Source organism: Vibrio sp. Vb2880, from assembly GCF_033337975.1.
GTDB lineage: Bacteria > Pseudomonadota > Gammaproteobacteria > Enterobacterales > Vibrionaceae > Vibrio > Vibrio alginolyticus.
The window spans coordinates 102,729-122,136 of sequence record NZ_JAWORT010000007.1; the positions used below are offsets into that span (position 1 = coordinate 102,729).

Here is a 19,408-nt window from a genome sequence, read left to right on the forward strand (position 1 = left end):
CCCCCTATCTCTCATTGCATTTTATTGTTTTCACCATAAATAACGCCTATTGCCAAACCGAAGATATTGGCATGTTTCGATTAAAGTGATACTGCAGTTGTGCTTGAAACAGCTCCGCAGTTGCTAACGCATCCGTCAGGGCATGGTGAGGTTGATAAGCAGGGAGGCCATATCTTTCACGAGCGTGCCCTAATCGTACAGAACCGGGTTTCTTGCCTTTCAACTTATTGATAAAACCTCTGCATTCACGGCGTTGTATCGCATACTCAATATCTAACGTATCAACAACAGGAAACTGTATCCCCTCTCCGATGCTATTTAGCAAGGCGTTATTAAAGAACTGCCTTTCAATGTTCTTGTAGTGAACAAGTACCACTTTGCCTGACAACGCATCCAATATTTCACCCAAGATCTGAGACAGCTGCGGCGCGTTTTTAACCTCAGAGTCAGTGATACCGTGAATAATGACAGACTCGTGGTTTAACTCTCTGTTTGGGTTAACGACCCAATGAGCAGAACCATTACATTGAACACGATCAATAGTGAACGGTACAAGTCCGATCGTGAGAATGACATCCTCTTCCGAGTTCAATCCTGTTGTCTCAAAGTCTACCGAGACAAATGGCACTTGTTCAATTGGTGTTTCCCCATTAACCATCGGTGTCGAATAGTAGCGTTTGAGCCTCTCGTCTTTCGCTTCTTTAGCTAGTTGTTTGAACAACATTGACCACTCTGGCGTCTGGGATGTATCCAACAACGGCTGTTCTTTTTCTACTTTTTTTGAGAACCACATTATTTGCTACTTCTCTGGTATCGAAACTTAATGAAGTTCTGAGCGTTACTTAGAATTTGAAATGCTGCTTTTAAGTTTCGACGTTCAAATTCAGACATGTTCTCCGGCTCAATATTGTTGTCTGGCTCTTCTCCATTTTCTATATCAAGGGCTTGGTGACGAATTCGAACCATGTAGATTAGCTCCATCGCATCCCTTAAATCCAAACCTCGACCTTTCGGTAAAATGCCAGCATCATTAATGTCATCTAAACGGTCGAAAGAGTTTTGCGATCGCGAACCGATTGCCAGAGAATGCACCCGTATTAAATCGGCCAACGGAGCCGTCCCCCTTCGCTTCAAGTTAATCGAGTTGCGATGACGACCATCTTTCTCCATCACAAAGTCTTTGAAAAAGCCCAGTGGAGGCGTCCTACGTATTGCGTTATACGCCATACAAGCAAGAAAGCGGTTATTTCTTTTCGCTCGTCTCACAATAAAGCTGCTTAATTGCTCCGCCCATTTCACTCGCCCATGCACACCGAGGAGATCAAAAAAGATATTACTATTTAACAATCTCTCAGGGGTTGGATTGTCTATCCAGTTTCCAAAGCATTCTTCCCATTCTGCACGAGTTTTTCGCCATTCTGGGTTGGTAGCCATAATGTCTCCAGTACAATAAGCATAGCCGCATGCCGCTAAACCATCACAAACAAATTTAGCAAACTTTTCAAAGTACTCTCCGTGAATCTCAACGTCATAACTGTTATCGAGAATAAGGGCGTTATCTTGATCCGTTACAATTAGCTGCTCATCCCTCGCCATTGAACCCATTGCGACTAAACAATAAGGAATGGGCGCTGGGCCGAACTCTTGCTCAGCTAATTCAGCGAGGCGTTGTTTGAAACTACTGCCTATAACCGACATGGCTCGACCAATCATGTGCGCGTTGGCATCTTCATTGACCATTCTTACGAAACAGTCTTTTACTTGTTCAGAAACCTGCTTGAGATCCTCGACACTGGTTTGCTGAAAAATAGAGCTCACTAGCAATAGGCTGTTCTGAGATTCGTAACGAACGATGTCCGTCATGCCAATAATTCCTATCGGCTTTTTATCTTTTAAAATTGGTAAATGATGCACGTTGTAACGCAACATGGTTAACATGGCCTCAAACACATAGGCGTTATAATCCAATGAAACCACGTCATAACTCATGACCTCACTCACTGGAATATTGGTATCAATACCTTGAGCTAGTACGCGAATGCAAAGATCGCGATCAGTCAATATTCCAAGCAGCTGTTCATCATCTTCTTCTGTGAGCTCCTCTGTCGGGCGAATAATGAGCAGAGAGGTGACATTTTCCTCTGCCATTAGTATCGCAGCTTCCTGAATTGAAGCCGTTGCCTCCAGAGTTACTGGATCTCTTGCTAAGATTTTACGTGCCTTAGCGGTGGTAAAGTCATTGCTTTCGGAGCGGCTAGATATTGCGCTTCGCAAACGCGCGCTATCTTCCAGTTCCATGTAGTCCGCAAAGTTTTCAAACTCATCACAAAGTTCATTGAAGATGTTTTCCGGAATACAGTAAACGAGAGTGTCTTCTATCGCTTTGGCTGGCATACGTACGCGGTTGTTCATCAACAACCCCATCTGACCAAACAGTCCACCAGCATCAATCCTGTTGTAAAGTTCACCTTTACGTCGATAAATCTCTACCGCCCCACTTCTCACCATATACAAGTCGCGGATCGTATCTCCGAAGTTAAGAATTTTTGTTCCTTGCCGAAAGTATGCAACCTCGGCATTGAGAGCAATTTTTCTAAGCTGCTCTTCAGGTAGGTCATCAAAAGGTGGGTACTGGCTAATGAAATTGAGCACTTCTAACTGTTCGGCTTCCATTTTTTATTCCATACGTTGCCTAAACTACAGCGATAAATATCACCCTGAGTGAAATCAAGCAATAAATAAATCTAAGGATAACAGTACCTAACCGATTTCACAGGACCAAGCCTTAACCAAAAATTAGAGCTCTAACCTTTTTATATGTAGAGTTCTAAGCTATCACAGCTTATATCTATGCAAGCGAGTTGAGTTGAAATGTACAAAAAAATTCAAAATAAATTCAACCCTACGTCAGGGCAACGTTATGGCGGACAAAAATACATCACAAGCAATTGTTTTAAATATAAAAAATAAGAATTGAACATACCTTACTCAACGAATTCTCTATGCACGGCAGAACTAGTTAACCAACCCCCTTTCGTTGAAAGTTGAACTAAAATTAATTAGAGTACAAATCGTTAAACAGTTATAAACACACGAAAAAGGACAGATAACATGGATCCCATACTGGAAGTTAAGGGACTGTATAAAGTGTTTGGAGAAGACCCAGAGAGAGCCTTCTCGCTTATCGACAAAGGCGTCGATAAAGACGGTATTTTTGAACAGACAGGTTTAACAGTCGGCGTAAACGATGTATCTCTCACCATAAATGAAGGGGAAATTTTCGTAATCATGGGCCTTTCTGGCTCCGGGAAATCCACCCTTGTTCGACTTCTTAACCGGCTCATTGAGCCGACTAAAGGCAGTGTTTATCTCAAAGGAAGAGATATCGCCCACATCTCCGAAAATGAACTTCGAGAAGTTCGTCGTAATAATATCTCAATGGTGTTTCAAAGTTTCGCACTCATGCCACACATGACGGTGATTGAAAATGCCGCCTTTGGTTTAGAACTTGCCGGCATCGATGTTAATGAGCGTCAGAAAAGTGCCCTTTCCGCCTTAGAAAGAGTGGGTTTAGACCCTTATGCAGAATCTTTCCCTGACGAATTATCCGGTGGTATGAAACAGCGCGTTGGTTTGGCGAGGGCGTTAGCCTGTGATCCTGACATCCTATTAATGGACGAGGCGTTTTCCGCTTTAGACCCATTGATCCGTTCTGAGATGCAAGATGAGCTTATTCGTCTACAGAACGATGACAAACGCACAATTGTCTTCATTTCTCATGATTTGGATGAAGCAATGCGCATTGGTGACCGTATCGCCATCATGCAAAACGGTGAGGTTGTTCAGGTTGGTACACCTGATGAAATATTACACAGTCCAGCAAATGATTATGTCGAAGCGTTTTTCCGCGGCGTAAACATCGCAAGTGTCTTGACAGCAAAAGATATCGCGCGCAAGAAGCCAGCGGCTGTTTTTAAGAAATCGGAAAATGACGGTCCAGGCTCTGCGATGCAGATTCTGATGGATCACGACCGTGATTACGGCATTGTCGTCGATAAATCTAGCCGATATTCCGGCATCGTATCTCTTGATTCACTACGTTTGGCTCATAAAGAAAACCGTTCGTTAGCCAGTGCTCAATTACCGGATGAAGTTACTCTTCAGCCTGATCAGTCAATTAATGACATTTTGGGTCTGGTTGCTGGTGTTCCTTATGCCGTGCCTGTCGTAGATGAGCAAGGAACTTACTTTGGTGTCGTGACTAAATCACGTCTTCTACAAACACTAGATAAGGATTAACACGATGTCTTCAGAGCAAACTAACAATGATCCCTGGTCAAATACTGCTCCTGCGCAAGATGATCCTTGGTCGCAAGGTACAGAGGCCGCGCCAAGTAATGATTGGCTCAACTCAGAAACTGTAGAGCAAGCGCCATTCGATATTATGAACCCATTCCAAGATGCGGTTTTACCCCTCGATAGCTGGGTAGAGTCCGGTTTGAACTGGCTGGTGGAACATGGTCGACCTGTTTTCCAAGCAATACGAGTTCCAATCGACTTTATTCTAACGTCGTTTGAAACTGCTTTGGTGTCTACACCTGCGCCTATAATGGTACTCATTTTATTTTTGCTAGCGTGGCAGTTTTCCAATGTAAAACTTGGTTTTTCTACTCTTGTATCCCTTGTTTTCATCGGCCTAATTGGTGCGTGGTCACAAGCGATGACAACGCTAGCACTGGTGTTAACCGCCGTTTTCTTCTGTTTGCTTATAGGGCTACCAATGGGGATATGGTTGGCAAGGAGCCAAACCGCTGCCAAATTTGTTAGGCCAATATTAGATGCAATGCAAACGACTCCCGCGTTCGTTTACCTTGTGCCAATTGTTATGTTGTTTGGTATTGGTAACGTTCCTGGCGTAGTAGTAACGATCATTTTCGCCCTGCCTCCCGTTGTGCGCCTGACTATTTTGGGTATTCAGCAAGTACCTGAAGAGCTTATCGAAGCTGGCCACTCTTTCGGGGCAAACAAAAAACAGATGCTTTATCGCATCCAGTTACCGTTGGCGTTACCAACCATCATGGCAGGTGTAAACCAAACCTTAATGCTGTCACTTTCTATGGTAGTGATTGCTTCAATGATTGCTGTTGGCGGCTTAGGCCAAATGGTACTTCGTGGTATTGGCCGACTTGATATGGGTCTTGCTGCCGTTGGTGGCTTAGGCATCGTTATTCTTGCGATTTTGTTAGACCGTATCACCCAGGTGTTAGGGGTTAATGCGGGCAACACTAAACTTCGCTGGTATCACACAGGTCCTGTTTCATACCTATTAAAACTGAAAACAAAGACGAACCAAGACGATCTAAAACTTAGGAGAAACATCAATGAATAATTCATGGAAGAAAGCGCTCTCTGTTGGAGCTCTAAGTACTATCGCATTTTCAACTTATGGTGTGGCAAGTGAACTACCGGGTGAAGGTGTCACTGTTCAGCCTGTTCAATCAACCGTTGCAGAAGAAACATTTCAAACGTTGATCGTAAACCGCGCACTTGAAGAGCTTGGTTACGATGTTAAACCGACCAAAGAAGTGGACTACAACGTAGGCTACACCTCTATTGCTAAAGGTGATGCTACTTTCTTAGCGGTTGGTTGGTTCCCTCTTCACGCCGATAAGTACACGATGTCTGGCGGTGATGATAAGTTCTTCCGTAAAGGCCAATACGTAAGTGGTGCTGCGCAAGGTTATTTGATCGATAAGAAAACCGCGGAAAAATATAACATCACTAACATTGGTCAGTTAAAAGATCCAAAATTGGCGAAGCTATTCGATGCAAACGGCGATGGCAAAGCGGACTTAACTGGTTGTAACCCAGGTTGGGGTTGTGAAATGGTTGTTGAGCATCAGTTGGATGCTTTCAAACTTCGTGACACAGTAACACACAACCAAGGTAACTACGCGGCGATTATCGCTGATACGATCTCACGTTACAAAAAAGGCGATCCGATTCTTTACTACACTTGGACACCGTACTGGGTAAGTGGCGTTTTAGTTCCGGGGAAAGATGTTGTGTGGTTAGAAGTGCCATTCTCTTCACTTCCTGGTGAGCGTAAAGACATTGATACGACACTAGAGAACGGTAAGAACTACGGCTTCGAGATGAACTCTATGCGCATCGTTGCCAATAAAGAGTTTACGGAAAAAAACCCTGCTGCTGCGAAGCTATTTGAAATCATCAAACTAAATATCAATGATGTTAGTGCGCAGAATATGATGATGAGCCAAGGTAAGAACAGCTCAGCGGACATCGAGTCTCATGTAAATGGCTGGATCAAAGCGAACCAGAAAAAGTTCGACGCATGGGTCGAAGAAGCGAAGAAAGCCGCAATGTAATCATGCCTTTATCAACCTCTAGAGCCAGTTGGTGTTATCAACTGGCTCTTTTTTTACACAAACGCCCCTCCCCCTTACATAGACATACCAACACTTACACTACTCGACCATAAACCCACATTATAATTCACGTTTATTTCACGCTTGCTTTGCTAAAAACAACACAACATAACAATTAAACTATTCGAATAAATATGAAAAACTTATCAAAGAGCTCTGTGTGGGGGCCTTTGCAGCCAATTGCTGCCTTTTCTTTGTTTTCGCTTCTATTTCTGTCTATTTCAAGAGTTTTGCTAGCCTTTTGGCAGATTGACCGTATTGACTCTCTAAACGACTTAATTTACATCCTAGGCCAAGGTTTGCGCGTAGATATTGCAACGCTTTGCTGGTTGTTTATTCTTCCAGCACTGTTTTCAACCTTCATGCCATTAACCGGTAAGATGGGAGAGTGTTGGAAGCGAATATTACGCATATGGATGGTTTTAGGGCTTTGGGTGCTTGTATACATGGAGCTAGCAACAGCGCCATTCATTCAGGAATACGACCTACGTCCAAACCGTCTGTTTGTGGAATACTTAATCTACCCAAAAGAAGTCTTGAGTATGCTCTGGACTGGCTACAAATTAGAACTGTTTATTGGTGCGTTAGGTACAGTTTTAACCATCACTTTAGGTTGGAAGTGGAGTAAGAAACTGACCGATAAGGCGCAGCAGGTCAACTGGAAATGGCGACCACTATTGGCACTTTTCGTTGTTCTTTTTGGGGTTGCAGGTGCTCGCTCATCTTTAGGTCACCGCCCGCTAAATCCTGCTATGGTCGCCTTTTCTAACGATCCACTGCTTAACGACTTAGCACTGAACTCATCTTACTCATTGTTGTTTGCGGTTAATAGCATGAAGTCAGAAAAGAGTGCTGAGCAGTTCTACGGAAAAATGGACACTCAAAAGATGTTGGAATTAGTTCGCACTTCATCAACAAAGTCCGACTTCACCCCTTCATTACTCCCAACCATGAACAGTAACCCCGCGACTTACCAGGGTAAACATAAAAACTTAGTGATTTTGCTACAAGAAAGCTTAGGCGCCCAATTTGTCGGTGCTTTGGGCGGTTTGCCTCTAACACCAAACCTTGACGAACTCATGAAGGAAGGTTGGCAGTTCACACAAATGTACGCCACTGGTACTCGTTCTGTTCGTGGAATTGAAGCCGTAACCACGGGCTTTCCTCCATCTCCGTCTCGCGCGGTAGTGAAGCTGAGTAAAAGCCAAACGGGTTTCTTTACCATCGCGGACTTACTGAAAGCTCAAGGCTATCACACGCAATTTATTTACGGCGGTGAAGCCAACTTTGACAACATGAAAACTTTCTTCTTCGGTAACGGTTTTGATCAAATAGTAGAAGAAGACGATTATAACAACCCAAGCTTTGTTGGCTCTTGGGGTGTTAGTGATGAAGATCTATATAACAAAGCAAACGAAGAGTTTGAACGCCTTTCAAAAAGCGACAAACCTTTCTTTAGCTTAGTTTTTACGTCAAGTAATCATAGCCCTTATGAGTATCCGAAAGGCAAAATTGAGCCATACGATTCAGAACATATGACGCGTAACAACGCCGTTAAATATTCCGATTACGCTTTGGGCACTTTCTTTGAAAAGGCGAAAAAGTCATCTTATTGGGATGATACCATTTTCATTGTAATTGCAGATCATGATGCACGTGTTTCTGGCGCTAACCTTGTTCCGGTTAAGCACTTTCACATTCCAGCACTGATCCTTGGTAAAGGCATTCAACCACGTAAAGATGACCGCATAGCAAACAACATAGACATGCCGCCTACACTGTTATCTCTGATTGGGGTAGATGCTAAAACACCGATGATTGGTCGTGATTTAACGAAGCCACTGGCTCGCGAAGATGAACGCGCAATGATGCAATACGACAAAAACTTTGGTTATTTAACGCGCGACAATCTCGTTGTGCTTTCCCCTGGTGAAAAGATATCGACCCTGGCGTACGACTTTAAAGACCAAACCATGAAGCCGCTAGAGGTGGACGAGTCTATTATCGAGCGTGCAAAAGCAAACGCATTATTTGCATCTAAAGCGTATCAAAACAACTGGTATTCTTCCAAACACACTCATTAATACCAATGATTCCGCTGATAAAAAGGAGCTAAACGGCTCCTTTTTCTTATTCTGTCACTCACCTCGGGAATGTTCTACTGACAACTCCTGTCGTTCCTTTACGTTAGATTGCCCCTACTATTTCTAATTGATTAAGGAACAAACCATGCTGACTATCAATTCATTCGTTCTCTACGTTGAGGACATCCACATAAGCCAAGTTTTTTATTCGAAACTGTTCGAACGCAAAGTCACGCAGTTGTCTCCAACCTTCGCCGCTATTCCACTGACCGAAGGCTTAACGTTGACACTCAAGCAAAGAGATAATCTTTCACCCTACAGCGGCATTCGAGGTGGTGGTACCGAGTTGTCTTTATCAGTGCCCAATAGTCATATGTTAGAGCGCATTTACAAACGCTGGAAAGACCTAGGTGTTGAGTTTGTTCAACCACCAGCGACATCAGTGTATGGGTTAAATTTTATGGCTATCGATCCAGATAAGCATCGCATTCGCGTTTTCATAAATGAATAAAAATGCGTTAAAAATGCTTTTTACCCATTCCCAATGTGACTTCAATAAATTAGACTCAAGGAAACATCAAAAGCGGCGTAGTAATAAGAAGGAATGCCCATGAGCTCAAGTATGATCCTTAGCGAATCCCTAATCGAGAGCGGAAGAGATATCCCCCTCAAAGAACTGCTTTATGCAAAGCGCGTGCTGGATAACTACATGGCAGTAGCCAAAGAAAGTAGCCCGCTTGAGCTATTAACTGAGATGAAATCGGCAGCAAAGCAAGTAGAATACTTTACAACGACGAGTAACCCGTGTGAGGCTCGTAATGTCATCAGTCAGATGATTGATAAAATCGACACCGCGGAATCTTTTGCTTCGTTCAAAGCATTAGCAGGTAAGCCATCTCAAGCACTCAATGAACTAATTGAAGATCGAGCTCAGCTGATTAAACACGAACGAGAACTCCTGCTCGCCTCAGGCTATGACGCCTCACGAATCTAATATACGCGATAGGCTAAAAGTCATAGCTAACAACGAAAAAGGAGCTCTTAAAGAGCTCCTTTTGCTTTTCAAAAATCGGATACAAAAGACTTAAAGGCCGATATCTTCCGTTATTGCTTTGATTTGTTTGAGGTCCATTTTATAGACTTCAATCATTTGATCGACCTGACTTAGTCGTGAATTAGCTTCATCATGTTTATCACAAGCGTCCGACTTCACGTCCCAAGATTTGCCTTCTAAAAATACGTCACACTCTTTCTTGAGTTTCTCAATCTTAGGTAATAATTTCGACCGTTCTTTCTCGAGAGACTCTAATTCTTGCGAAATTTTTAGCTCTTTCTGGAATACTTCGCGGGACCGCTCAAACATAGTCGCTTGCATATCCGCTTGACGACTCAACTTCTCATTTTCTGACTTCGTCGTGTTGATCTTATCTGCCTGCTGCTTCAATTGAGACTCTAGTGACAAGTTAACCTTCTCGACCTCAGTCAATTGCTTTTGCAACTTCTTAAGTGCTTTCTGATGAGCTTCATCTTTCGCGGCGAGTAACTCACTAACTTGGTTTTGTATCTCTTGGTCAAGCGCCTCTTCACGCACTTTTACTTGAGATGCCAACTGGGTTTTATCTTGCGTTAGTGCTTGATACTTTTCTTCTAATACGTGGTAAGTCGATTCCCACTTGTTCGCAGTGACAACCGATCCAACAAGGCCACCAAATGCCAAGCCTAACACCGCAGCGATTGCGATATAGATATGCGTACGTTTGTCACGCTCTTCAATGACAACTACGTCGTCTTGCTCTTCCATTTTGTTCTGAGAACTCACCGTATACTACTCCAAGGACTCTTTTACTTTGCTAGCGGATCAATTCCGCAAACATAATTGATGCTGTATAAATCAGAAATGCGCCAATTAATGTTATAACGGTCGCTTTTTGGACTTTTTCATTGGTTCGATAACGAAACAGCACAAATGCTACTGCAATCAACACCGCAATGGCTAATAATCTGGTCATACCGCCTCCTTGTCCACTCATGAAAAACTGCCTAGGTCCGTAGACTGTTTCACAAAGGTTCATTGTAACCCATTTATACGTACCATAAGGTCAACTTAGCGTAGATTTTAAAATAAGTGCTCCGATTTTAATCAATTTTGTGTCCTTAATTGAATAACTTATGTCGTAACAATCGAAACACATTTATCGTTCTGAAGTGTTTTTGGGTTCCATTCCCTAACCCAATAAATTTTATTTATGCCGTGACTCGCACAAAAAGATTGGCAAACATACCTTCATGAAAATTGATGAGGTTATTTCATTAAGAATAAATTGACATAGGGTGTTGAAATGGACCAAAAACATGATAAAGTTCACACGTTAATGATGACCAGCATCATTAACTAACCTTTACTCATTTAATTGAGTAATTGTTCCGATGAAGACTGCAGGAGAGTGGTTATTAATCAAATTTTAACATTTGATTAGCATAACTCGCCGAAGAATTAACTATTTCAGGTGCTACCTAGGTAGCGGGGACTGTAGTTGGAGGAACCTCTGGAGAGAACCGTTAAATCGGTCGCCGAAGGAGCAAGTCTTGCACTCACGCAAGGTGAAACTCTCAGGCAAAAGGACAGAGGAGTGGAAAGTTACAACCTAACTATTTTGCTTGGCCTTCCCGCCTACAACCAATAGCTTAGTTCTTTTAGAGATCGTTGATCTCGTCCTTTCCCTCTTCTCCTTATTAGTTGTTTTATTAAGGGGAAATCATGAACAACCTACAATCTTTACTACAAACCATCGATAATTTTGTCTGGGGTCCACCGCTGCTTATTTTGCTAGTGGGTACAGGTGTTTACTTCACTTTTAGCCTTGGCTTGATCCAGTTTAAACACCTCCCAACAGCGCTAGCGATGGTATTCAGTAAAGATAAGTCATCTAATACTCAAGGTGACGTTTCTAGCTTTGCAGCTCTTTGTACTGCACTCTCAGCAACAATTGGTACTGGTAACATTGTTGGTGTTGCCACAGCAATCAAACTCGGTGGACCAGGCGCTCTATTCTGGATGTGGCTCGCTGCCCTTTTCGGAATGGCGACTAAATACGCCGAATGTTTGTTGGCGGTTAAGTATCGAAGAGTCGATGATAAAGGCCAAATGATTGGTGGCCCAATGTATTACTTGCAATACGGTGTTGGCTCAAAAGCTCTCGCGATCATGTTTGCAGTGTTTGCTTTGGGTGTTGCTTGTTTTGGTATCGGTACGTTTCCACAAGTAAACGCGATTCTGGATGCAAGTGAGATATCTCTTGGTGTTAACCGTGAGCTATCTGCCTTTGTACTAACTCTTTTGGTTGCTTTCGTAACTTTGGGTGGCATCAAATCCATTGCTAACGTTGCAGGAAAAGTGGTTCCTACCATGGCTGTATTTTATGTGTTGGCGTGTTTAAGCGTGATCATCATGAATGCAGACCAATTGTTCAATGCCGTTGAATTAGTGCTGGTTTCAGCCTTTACATCAACAGCAGCGACTGGTGGTTTTCTAGGTGCAAGCATCATGTTGGCAATCCAATCAGGTATCGCTCGCGGTGTGTTCTCAAATGAATCAGGTTTGGGTAGCGCGCCTATGGCAGCAGCAGCAGCGAAGACAGACTCTTGTGTTAAACAAGGCCTAATTTCAATGACGGGTACCTTTTTCGATACCATCATTATTTGTACCATGACAGGCCTTGCTCTAATCCTGACCGGTGCATGGCAAAGTGACCTAGCAGGTGCCGCGATGACGACTCATGCTTTTGCGGTGGGTTTAAATGCAGATACATTTGGCCCTATGCTCGTCTCAATCGGTTTGATGTTCTTCGCTTTTACCACCATTCTTGGTTGGAACTACTACGGTGAGCGTTGCGTTGTGTTCCTGTTCGGAACTAAAGCTGTGCTTCCATACAAACTGATTTTCGTTGGCTTGGTGGCATCTGGTGCATTCCTTCACCTCGATATGATTTGGCTACTGGCTGATATCGTAAACGGTCTGATGGCAATTCCTAACCTGATTGGTTTGATCGCACTGCGTCACGTCGTACTGGCAGAAACCAAACTGTTCTTTAGCTCAACATCGCAATCAGGTGAAGTTGAAGCAGTGAAAGCTTAGTGAAACGACAGCTGTTCGGTCACAAACTACCAGTAACGGAGAGCAAAGCACATTAGAAATGGTAAAAACATAAAGCCCGCTATTATTTAGCGGGCTTTATTTATCTTCGGTTAAATGGTTAATCCCTCAACCATTGATGCTCAACGTTTTCTCCACGTTCTTCAAAAAACTTCGCATTTTTTTGCTTGAATTGATCCGCTTTCAACTCTGATAGCGGCCAGTCTAAAAATGCTTCTGTTACAAACGAGTCGCCGACACCAACCTCAATCGATTCCAGATGTTTCCCGATGTAGCGATAAAAGTAGCCTTGCCCAAACGCATCGCACACCATAGGTACATGCCTGACACGTTGATGATTGACAGAGACCGAAGCCCAAGTCGTCGTTTTAGGTTCACAGGTTTGCTCTTTTACAACGTCGACCTCAAATTTATTGTCCATAGTTGTCGAAACAAAAACGACAATAGCGTCATGCAAATACACACGCCTGAGCAATAACTGTTTAGTATCTTGAGTTCGCGTTTGTTGTATTCCATTAGCAAAAGGCTCGAAGTAGCCCCAGTGCCAAGACCAGATCATGCCGCGTTGCGCAAACTGTACTTGTGGCCACGTATGCCAAGCAACAGCGGCACCTATCCCCACAATAAATACAGCGAGTAGTACCAACAATCGATAAATATTACGCATTAAACGGGTTTTTCAATCAATAACTTCACACCAAGTGCGACTAATACTGCGCCCGTCGCGCCTTCCATCCACTTCATAAAGCTTGCATTCTTTAGTAGATTTTTAGCCGAGTTAAGCGCGCCAGCTAAACCACACTGCCAAACCATCGCAATAGCAAAGTGTACAGATGCCATCATCATTGATTGAAGCAAGGGTGAACCTTCTGGATTCACAAACTGTGGCAAGAAAGCCAAATAGAAGACCGCCGTTTTCGGGTTCAAGACGTTAGAAAGAAAGCCCTCTCTAAAAGAGCGCTTACCATTAAACACTTCGTGAATCTGCTCGGTCACGGTCAATCCATCTTTCGACGACATTAGCGCTTTTAAACTGCTCAAACCAAGCCAGATAAGATAAGCTGCGCCAATCATTTTTACGATTTGGAACAACTCTGCTGATTGCGCAAGAATCGCCGAGATACCAACCGCAGAAAAAAAAGCATGTACGAATAAGCCAAAGCAAATCCCTAGACTGGTTGTACATCCATCTTTTAGGCCCGAGCGGCTAGTGTTACGGATAACAAGTGCAGTATCTAAACCTGGCGTTAACGTTAAAATCGTAATGGCAATAATAAATGCCTCGAAATTCAAAATATCCATATTATCGTGATAATTAATTGTCAATCCTTCATCAATACCGCCAATCCACAAGATTCGCAAGCTTCTTTTTTAAGAGAGCTATACAACTGGGTGAGTTTATGGACAATGGGTTGGAGTTAATTGTTAATTATTAGTAAATTAACGCAGGTTGCTTAGTGCAACACCATATGAAGGACCCGTTATCGGGTGTTTAGGGAAAGAACAAAAGAATAAGAGTAGTCACATGAACGCATTTACAAAACTCGTTGAACATTCCAAAAAAGTGGCAAATTTTGAGCATCTATCTGCCATCATAGATTGGGATCAAGCAGCGGTCATGCCACCTGGTGGCGCTGAAGCACGCTCGAATGCCACGGCAGAGCTTGATGTACATATCCATTCTTTAATGACTCAACCGCACTTGGGAGAGCTTTTCGCTCAGGCAGAAGAAGACACGCTGTCTACAAAAGAAAAATCTATCCTAAGAGAAATGAAGCGTGGGTGGCAGCAAGCTAACTTACTACCAGAATCATTAGTTCAAGCTCAATCTCTTGCTGGCTCCAAATGTGAACATGCATGGCGTACACAACGTGGAGAAAATGACTGGGCTGGTTTTGAAAAGAACTGGGCTGAAGTAGTAAAGCTATCGCAGGAAGAAGCGCAAATTAGAGCCGAAGCAAATGGCACGACTCCTTATGATGCCATGCTCGATGTTTATGAACCTGGCACAACGTCTGCGTCGTTAGACATTCTTTTTGCTGACGTGAAAACCTGGCTTCCTACTTTGATCGATGAAGCGCTTGAAAAACAACAATCAGACAACATCTTATTGCCAACTGCACACTACCCTGCGGAAAAGCAAAAAGCGCTCGGTTTGGAAGTCATGAAGCTACTTCAATTCGATTTTGAACACGGTCGACTTGATGAGAGTACCCACCCATTTTGTGGCGGTGTACCGACAGATGTACGTATTACGACACGTTATAATGAAAACGAGTTTGTCCAATCATTGATGGGGATTGTCCACGAAACTGGCCATGCTCGATACGAGCAAGGGCTACCAAAAGATTTATCAGGAACACCCGCGGGAGAAGCTCGCTCTATGGGTATTCATGAATCACAATCACTCTTCTTTGAAATGCAAATAGGACGAAGCAGCGCGTTTATCGATCACCTCGCTCGACTGGCTTCTAACCATTTTTCTGGTAGTGAATTCGAAAAAGACAATTTAGCCAAAATTTACACTCGCGTAGAAAAAGGCTTTATTCGCGTAGATGCTGACGAACTCACATATCCTGCTCACGTTATTCTTCGATATGAAATTGAGCGAGATCTCATGAACGGCGTAATCAAACATACAGATGTACCAGAACTCTGGAACGAAAAGATGAAAGCGTACTTGGGGCTATCAACCGAAGGAAACTTCAAAAATGGCTGTATGCAAGATATCCATTGGACAGATGGAAGTTTTGGCTATTTCCCGTCCTACACGCTCGGTGCGATGTACGCTGCACAATTTATGGCAGCAATGAAACAAACCGTCGATGTAGATGCGGTTATTCGTTCTGGCGACTTAGCTCCGATATTCAATTGGCTCTCAGAAAACATCTGGAGTAAAGGTAGCTTATTCACCACTGATGAGTTGGTAAAACAAGCCTCGGGTGAAACACTGAATGCTAAACACTTTCAAGCTCACCTAAAAGATCGCTACTTATAAAGCGAAACGAATAGAAAGTAAAAGCCCAAGGTTCGTATGTTCCTTGGGCTTTTTTAGTCTCTACATGCTATGCCAAGCTAGGGATGAGCCTAGGCTTGTACAAACAGTCCTCACCCTCTGGTCTAGTTTTAAACCGACGATGAAGCCACATGTACTGGCTCGGACTTGCCATGATTGATGTTTCAACTATTTGATTCACGAATGCGGCGGCGCGTTGATGATCCTCTTTCGGGAAACCTTCGACGGGCGCACTAATGGTTAGGGTATAGTGTCCGTCTTTTCCTCTTACCATCGTAAAAGGCACAATGGCGCAATCTGTAGAATCAACCAACAAACTTGTACCTGTCGTAGTACAAGCATTTTTAACGGCAAATAACGGTGCAAATGTCGAGCGTCGGTTACCATAATCGTGGTCCGGTGCATACCAAACTCGCTCACCCGTTTTAAGTGCTTCAAGCATGGCTTTGACGTTTTTACGATCAATCAGTGTACGATTAGAGCGAGAGCGTCCTTTATACTGAAAATAATCAAAACACGGATTATTGTTTGGGCGATAAACACCGGTTCCAGACTTTTTAATGCCAAAAGCTCGAGCACCTAACTCTAGATTCATTGAGTGTACGGCCAACATTAATGCACCTTTGCCTGACTTCTCTAAAGCCTCTAGATGCTCCATGCCTTTTATCGTGACGTGTTTGTTTACCCGTTTATCTGACCAAAACCATGCCATTGCGGTCTCAAAAAGTGCGATGCCAGTATTGTCGATGTTGTCTTTTAGAATTGCTTCGCGTTGGCATTTTCCCATATGAGGGAAGCAAAGCTCAAGATTGCGTCTGATCGTAACTTGACGTTTTCTCATGATTCGCATAGCTAAACGACCAATGTTGCGTCCCAAAGCTAGTTGAACTTTAAAAGGAAGGAGGCTAAGTAAGTACATCACGCTAATGATAATTAACGTTCCCCAGTAACGAGGCAAAAGAAATTCGGCCTTGAATGCAGGCTTTTTGTATTTGTTCATGTAAGTATTGTCAGATGTGCCCATCTATAAGTGATAAAAACAATGATAATGGACTGCACTTTTATCATTGATAACGCTAATAACATAAATTAAAGCGCGCGGATTCTATGGTTCTTCGACACACTACACAATAAGAACTTTGCAGAAATATGTAGGGAATGAAAAAGCAGTAAAGATGAGTCGCCACGTTAACATCTATCGGAGTGATTTATCTACTGCCCTTTCCTAAAGTTTGAAGAAACATAACTTTGTATTTTCAATGCGCTAAATAATGTCTATTTTTCAATCACATAATGCGACCGTTATGAATACAACAATAAGACGTCATATCAATACTCGCCATTAGCGATTGAATTTGCACTAAAAAGCCGCAGCAATTTCTCGCTGCGGCTTCTTATTCACTTAACAAGTAGAGTGGCGTTATTCGTGCCCTACTGTTTTGGATAATAAATTTACGATCAACACACCAGCGATGATAAACCCAATACCAACTAGGGCTGGTAAGTCTAGACGCTGTCCGTAAACAAAGTAACCAACCGTCGCAACCAAAACGATCCCAGCACCACTCCATATGGCATAAACAACCCCGACAGGCATTGTTTGCACTGTGACGGAAAGCAAGAAGAAAGCGATGCCGTAACCAATCAAAACGACTGTGCTCGGCATTACTTTCGTAAATTGCTCTGTTTTGGGAATATAAGAAGTGGCAATCACTTCACATACAATCGCTATCGACAGCGCCAACATTGGTGGCATAGAGACAAGCATTTTGAACATAAGGCATTAACGCTCAACAGAAATGTAACCGACAACATGTCCGGATAATTAGGCCGCGCATTATACCCAACTCATCTCACGATGGAATACCACTAACGATGTTTACACACCATCACTTTCGCTTACTTTTTGATGACCAGGAGAAAGGCTGACGTTTTGGTGCTGACGAGAAATTTCAAAGTAGATATGCATATCAATCGGCTCAGGTGTATTGAGTAGCATCTTACCTACTTCACGTTGGAAATGACCATAATTACCTAGCTCATCCGTTAGTTCTAGGAGCTCGTAAGAGGCTTCATCGGCAAACATTCCATACGCATACTGATAATGACTGATATCCTTGCTCTTATCATAACCCAGCTTTTGAAGAGCTTGATCAATCTCTTCCGGCGTATAAATGTCTTTATCACCAAACGAATGCAGTAGCACGCAAGGAACTTCTTGAGCGATGCCCTGAATCTTTGTCTTTCTCTTGAAAATACCGAACATAATGTCCTCCACTGACGATGTTTCCAAATATGCACATTAATGCAAAATGGTGAGCTGATTGTTTTTAGTATGGCTCATTAATTTGAGACTTCCTTACTACGAAGTCACCTTCACATATTAACGTGATCGCATAATTACCAGCAAATAGTACACACTGCGTTTCAAACCTATCTCATCAGAAACTCTGCTTTAGTCACAATTGTGTGACAACCCCGAGTACGGTTTACCATAATGTAAAGCGTAGATTGAAAAGTCGGATTTCGTATCGACATCTAAACTTAATTAAGTTAGCTTTAGAAGTATAGACGTCTAGATTGACTATACTTAGGGAGAGAAAGTCGTGCCAATTAGAATTCCAGATCAATTACCAGCTACCGATGTATTAAGGACAGAAAACATCTTCGTGATGAGTGAAACGCGTGCAGCGAGTCAGGAAATACGTCCTTTAAGAGTGCTGATCCTTAATCTGATGCCAAAAAAAATAGAGACTGAAACTCAGTTTCTGCGTCTACTCTCAAACAGCCCACTACAGGTTAACGTCGAATTACTGCGCATTGATAACCGCCCGAGTAAAAATACGCCAACTGAACATTTAGACACGTTTTATCGCCAATTTGAAATGGTGCGAGATAAAAACTTCGATGGCATGATCATTACTGGGGCTCCATTAGGTTTGGTGCAATTTGAAGATGTCATTTATTGGGATCATCTCAAAACCATCATGGAGTGGGCAAAAGATCATGTGACATCCACTCTTTATGTTTGCTGGGCTGCGCAAGCAGGGTTAAAGCTACTCTACGATCTACCTAAAAAAACGCGTAAAGAAAAACTTTCAGGCGTGTATCATCATCAAATCCATCATCAGTTTCACCCTATCTTACGCGGATTTGATGACACGTTTTTGGCTCCTCACTCGCGTTACGCAGATTTTTCGCCTCACTTTCTAGAAGAGCATACTGACTTAGACATTTTAGCGACATCGGATGTCGCAGGTGTGTACTTGGCCACCACAAAAGACAAACGAAATGTCTTTGTCACAGGACACCCTGAGTATGATTCTCACACTTTACATAATGAATATATCCGAGATTTAAGCGAAGGTATGGAGCCCGCTATTCCTGTCAACTATTACCCAAACAACAACCCAGATAACCCACCAATTGCAAGCTGGAGAAGCCATGGACACCTCCTCTTTTTAAACTGGCTGAACTACTGTGTTTATCAGCAAACACCGTACGACCTCGATCACTTCAGTGAAGATGCTTTCACTAAAGACGATTAGCTTCAAAATAAGCAAACAAAGCACTCATCATTACCGAAATGTAATATGTGAACCAAGCCGCCATATGGCGGCTTTTTCATAACAGTTTGCAAACCTGATCGCATAGTGTTTTTTCCTCAATAGGCTTTTGCTAAGTAATTCATATCATGCAGAAAGAT

Annotated in this window: 18 protein-coding genes and 1 riboswitch; of the genes, 9 read left to right on the forward strand and 9 right to left on the reverse strand. The window is 42.9% G+C overall.

The genetic code is table 11. The features are described 5' to 3' along the window. Positions 1 to 46: 46 nt before the first annotated feature. Together R7M92_RS10090 and R7M92_RS10095 are read right to left on the reverse strand one after the other, a co-directional pair. A complete protein-coding gene (locus R7M92_RS10090) occupies positions 47 to 793 on the reverse strand; it encodes a 3'-5' exonuclease (RefSeq protein WP_017820938.1) in 747 nt (248 codons plus the stop codon). Continuing rightward, positions 793 to 2,673 (reverse strand): DUF294 nucleotidyltransferase-like domain-containing protein, encoded by a 1,881-nt coding sequence (locus tag R7M92_RS10095; RefSeq protein WP_005377775.1) that lies wholly within the window; start codon positions 2,671 to 2,673, stop codon positions 793 to 795. Before R7M92_RS10095 ends, R7M92_RS10090 begins: the two co-directional genes overlap by 1 nt. A gap of 438 nt (positions 2,674 to 3,111) precedes the next feature. Between R7M92_RS10095 and proV the strand changes: the two genes are divergently transcribed. The 6 genes from proV to R7M92_RS10125 all read left to right on the forward strand — a co-directional run bounded on the left by proV (position 3,112) and on the right by R7M92_RS10125 (position 9,527). Then, on the forward strand, positions 3,112 to 4,299 hold the full coding sequence (gene proV, locus R7M92_RS10100) for a glycine betaine/L-proline ABC transporter ATP-binding protein ProV (RefSeq protein WP_017633996.1): 1,188 nt from the start codon (positions 3,112 to 3,114) through the stop codon (positions 4,297 to 4,299). Between the two features lie 4 nt (positions 4,300 to 4,303). Beyond that, on the forward strand, positions 4,304 to 5,389 hold the full coding sequence (gene proW / locus R7M92_RS10105) for a glycine betaine/L-proline ABC transporter permease ProW (protein ID WP_005377778.1): 1,086 nt from the start codon (positions 4,304 to 4,306) through the stop codon (positions 5,387 to 5,389). Next, the gene (gene proX, locus R7M92_RS10110; protein ID WP_054865582.1) at positions 5,382 to 6,389 is read left to right on the forward strand and encodes a glycine betaine/L-proline ABC transporter substrate-binding protein ProX; all 1,008 of its coding nucleotides are present in this window, start codon (positions 5,382 to 5,384) and stop codon (positions 6,387 to 6,389) included. Before proW ends, proX begins: the two co-directional genes overlap by 8 nt. 194 nt (positions 6,390 to 6,583) lie before the next feature. Continuing rightward, positions 6,584 to 8,533, forward strand: coding sequence for an LTA synthase family protein (locus R7M92_RS10115; protein ID WP_206959193.1), 1,950 nt, complete (start codon positions 6,584 to 6,586; stop codon positions 8,531 to 8,533). A gap of 145 nt (positions 8,534 to 8,678) precedes the next feature. Continuing rightward, entirely contained in the window at positions 8,679 to 9,044 is a 366-nt protein-coding gene (locus R7M92_RS10120; RefSeq protein ID WP_005377781.1) for a VOC family protein, read from the forward strand. Positions 9,045 to 9,143: 99 nt separating this feature from the next. Beyond that, complete coding sequence (locus tag R7M92_RS10125; protein ID WP_005377782.1) at positions 9,144 to 9,527, forward strand: hypothetical protein; 384 nt, start codon at positions 9,144 to 9,146, stop codon at positions 9,525 to 9,527. Positions 9,528 to 9,617: 90 nt separating this feature from the next. Here R7M92_RS10125 and R7M92_RS10130 read toward each other — a convergent pair whose 3' ends face one another. Both R7M92_RS10130 and R7M92_RS10135 read right to left on the reverse strand, forming a co-directional pair. Further along, positions 9,618 to 10,352, reverse strand: coding sequence for a chromosome segregation ATPase (locus R7M92_RS10130; protein WP_017820934.1), 735 nt, complete (start codon positions 10,350 to 10,352; stop codon positions 9,618 to 9,620). Between the two features lie 31 nt (positions 10,353 to 10,383). Further along, positions 10,384 to 10,542, reverse strand: a complete 159-nt coding sequence (locus R7M92_RS10135; RefSeq protein ID WP_005377784.1) for a hypothetical protein — start codon at positions 10,540 to 10,542, stop codon at positions 10,384 to 10,386. Between the two features lie 527 nt (positions 10,543 to 11,069). Further along, a riboswitch (glycine riboswitch) is annotated at positions 11,070 to 11,169 on the forward strand. A gap of 122 nt (positions 11,170 to 11,291) precedes the next feature. Between R7M92_RS10135 and R7M92_RS10140 the strand changes: the two genes are divergently transcribed. Then, positions 11,292 to 12,668, forward strand: coding sequence for an alanine/glycine:cation symporter family protein (locus R7M92_RS10140; protein ID WP_005377785.1), 1,377 nt, complete (start codon positions 11,292 to 11,294; stop codon positions 12,666 to 12,668). A 118-nt stretch (positions 12,669 to 12,786) separates the two neighbouring features. Here the strand turns inward: R7M92_RS10140 and R7M92_RS10145 are convergent, their stop codons facing one another. Continuing rightward, positions 12,787 to 13,353 (reverse strand): threonine transporter RhtB, encoded by a 567-nt coding sequence (locus tag R7M92_RS10145; protein ID WP_213893811.1) that lies wholly within the window; start codon positions 13,351 to 13,353, stop codon positions 12,787 to 12,789. Beyond that, positions 13,353 to 13,988: a LysE family translocator gene (locus tag R7M92_RS10150; protein ID WP_017820932.1), complete on the reverse strand. Its 636-nt coding sequence runs from the start codon at positions 13,986 to 13,988 to the stop codon at positions 13,353 to 13,355. Before R7M92_RS10150 ends, R7M92_RS10145 begins: the two co-directional genes overlap by 1 nt. 223 nt (positions 13,989 to 14,211) lie before the next feature. Here R7M92_RS10150 and R7M92_RS10155 point away from each other — a divergent pair, with 223 nt between their 5' ends. Beyond that, positions 14,212 to 15,684 carry a carboxypeptidase M32 gene (locus R7M92_RS10155; protein ID WP_318133299.1) on the forward strand — a complete coding sequence of 491 codons (1,473 nt, stop codon included), beginning with the start codon at positions 14,212 to 14,214 and terminating at the stop codon, positions 15,682 to 15,684. Between the two features lie 67 nt (positions 15,685 to 15,751). Here the strand turns inward: R7M92_RS10155 and R7M92_RS10160 are convergent, their stop codons facing one another. The 3 genes from R7M92_RS10160 to R7M92_RS10170 all read right to left on the reverse strand — a co-directional run bounded on the left by R7M92_RS10160 (position 15,752) and on the right by R7M92_RS10170 (position 17,968). Further along, entirely contained in the window at positions 15,752 to 16,702 is a 951-nt protein-coding gene (locus R7M92_RS10160; protein ID WP_170890598.1) for an LpxL/LpxP family Kdo(2)-lipid IV(A) lauroyl/palmitoleoyl acyltransferase, read from the reverse strand. A 420-nt stretch (positions 16,703 to 17,122) separates the two neighbouring features. Next, on the reverse strand, positions 17,123 to 17,458 hold the full coding sequence (locus R7M92_RS10165; protein WP_069593657.1) for a DMT family transporter: 336 nt from the start codon (positions 17,456 to 17,458) through the stop codon (positions 17,123 to 17,125). A gap of 123 nt (positions 17,459 to 17,581) precedes the next feature. Continuing rightward, on the reverse strand, positions 17,582 to 17,968 hold the full coding sequence (locus tag R7M92_RS10170; protein WP_053303128.1) for a hypothetical protein: 387 nt from the start codon (positions 17,966 to 17,968) through the stop codon (positions 17,582 to 17,584). Positions 17,969 to 18,308: 340 nt separating this feature from the next. On the opposite strand from R7M92_RS10170, the gene metA reads away from it, so the two are divergent. Beyond that, positions 18,309 to 19,250 (forward strand): homoserine O-acetyltransferase MetA, encoded by a 942-nt coding sequence (gene metA / locus R7M92_RS10175; RefSeq protein ID WP_005377792.1) that lies wholly within the window; start codon positions 18,309 to 18,311, stop codon positions 19,248 to 19,250. Positions 19,251 to 19,408 lie beyond the last annotated feature (158 nt).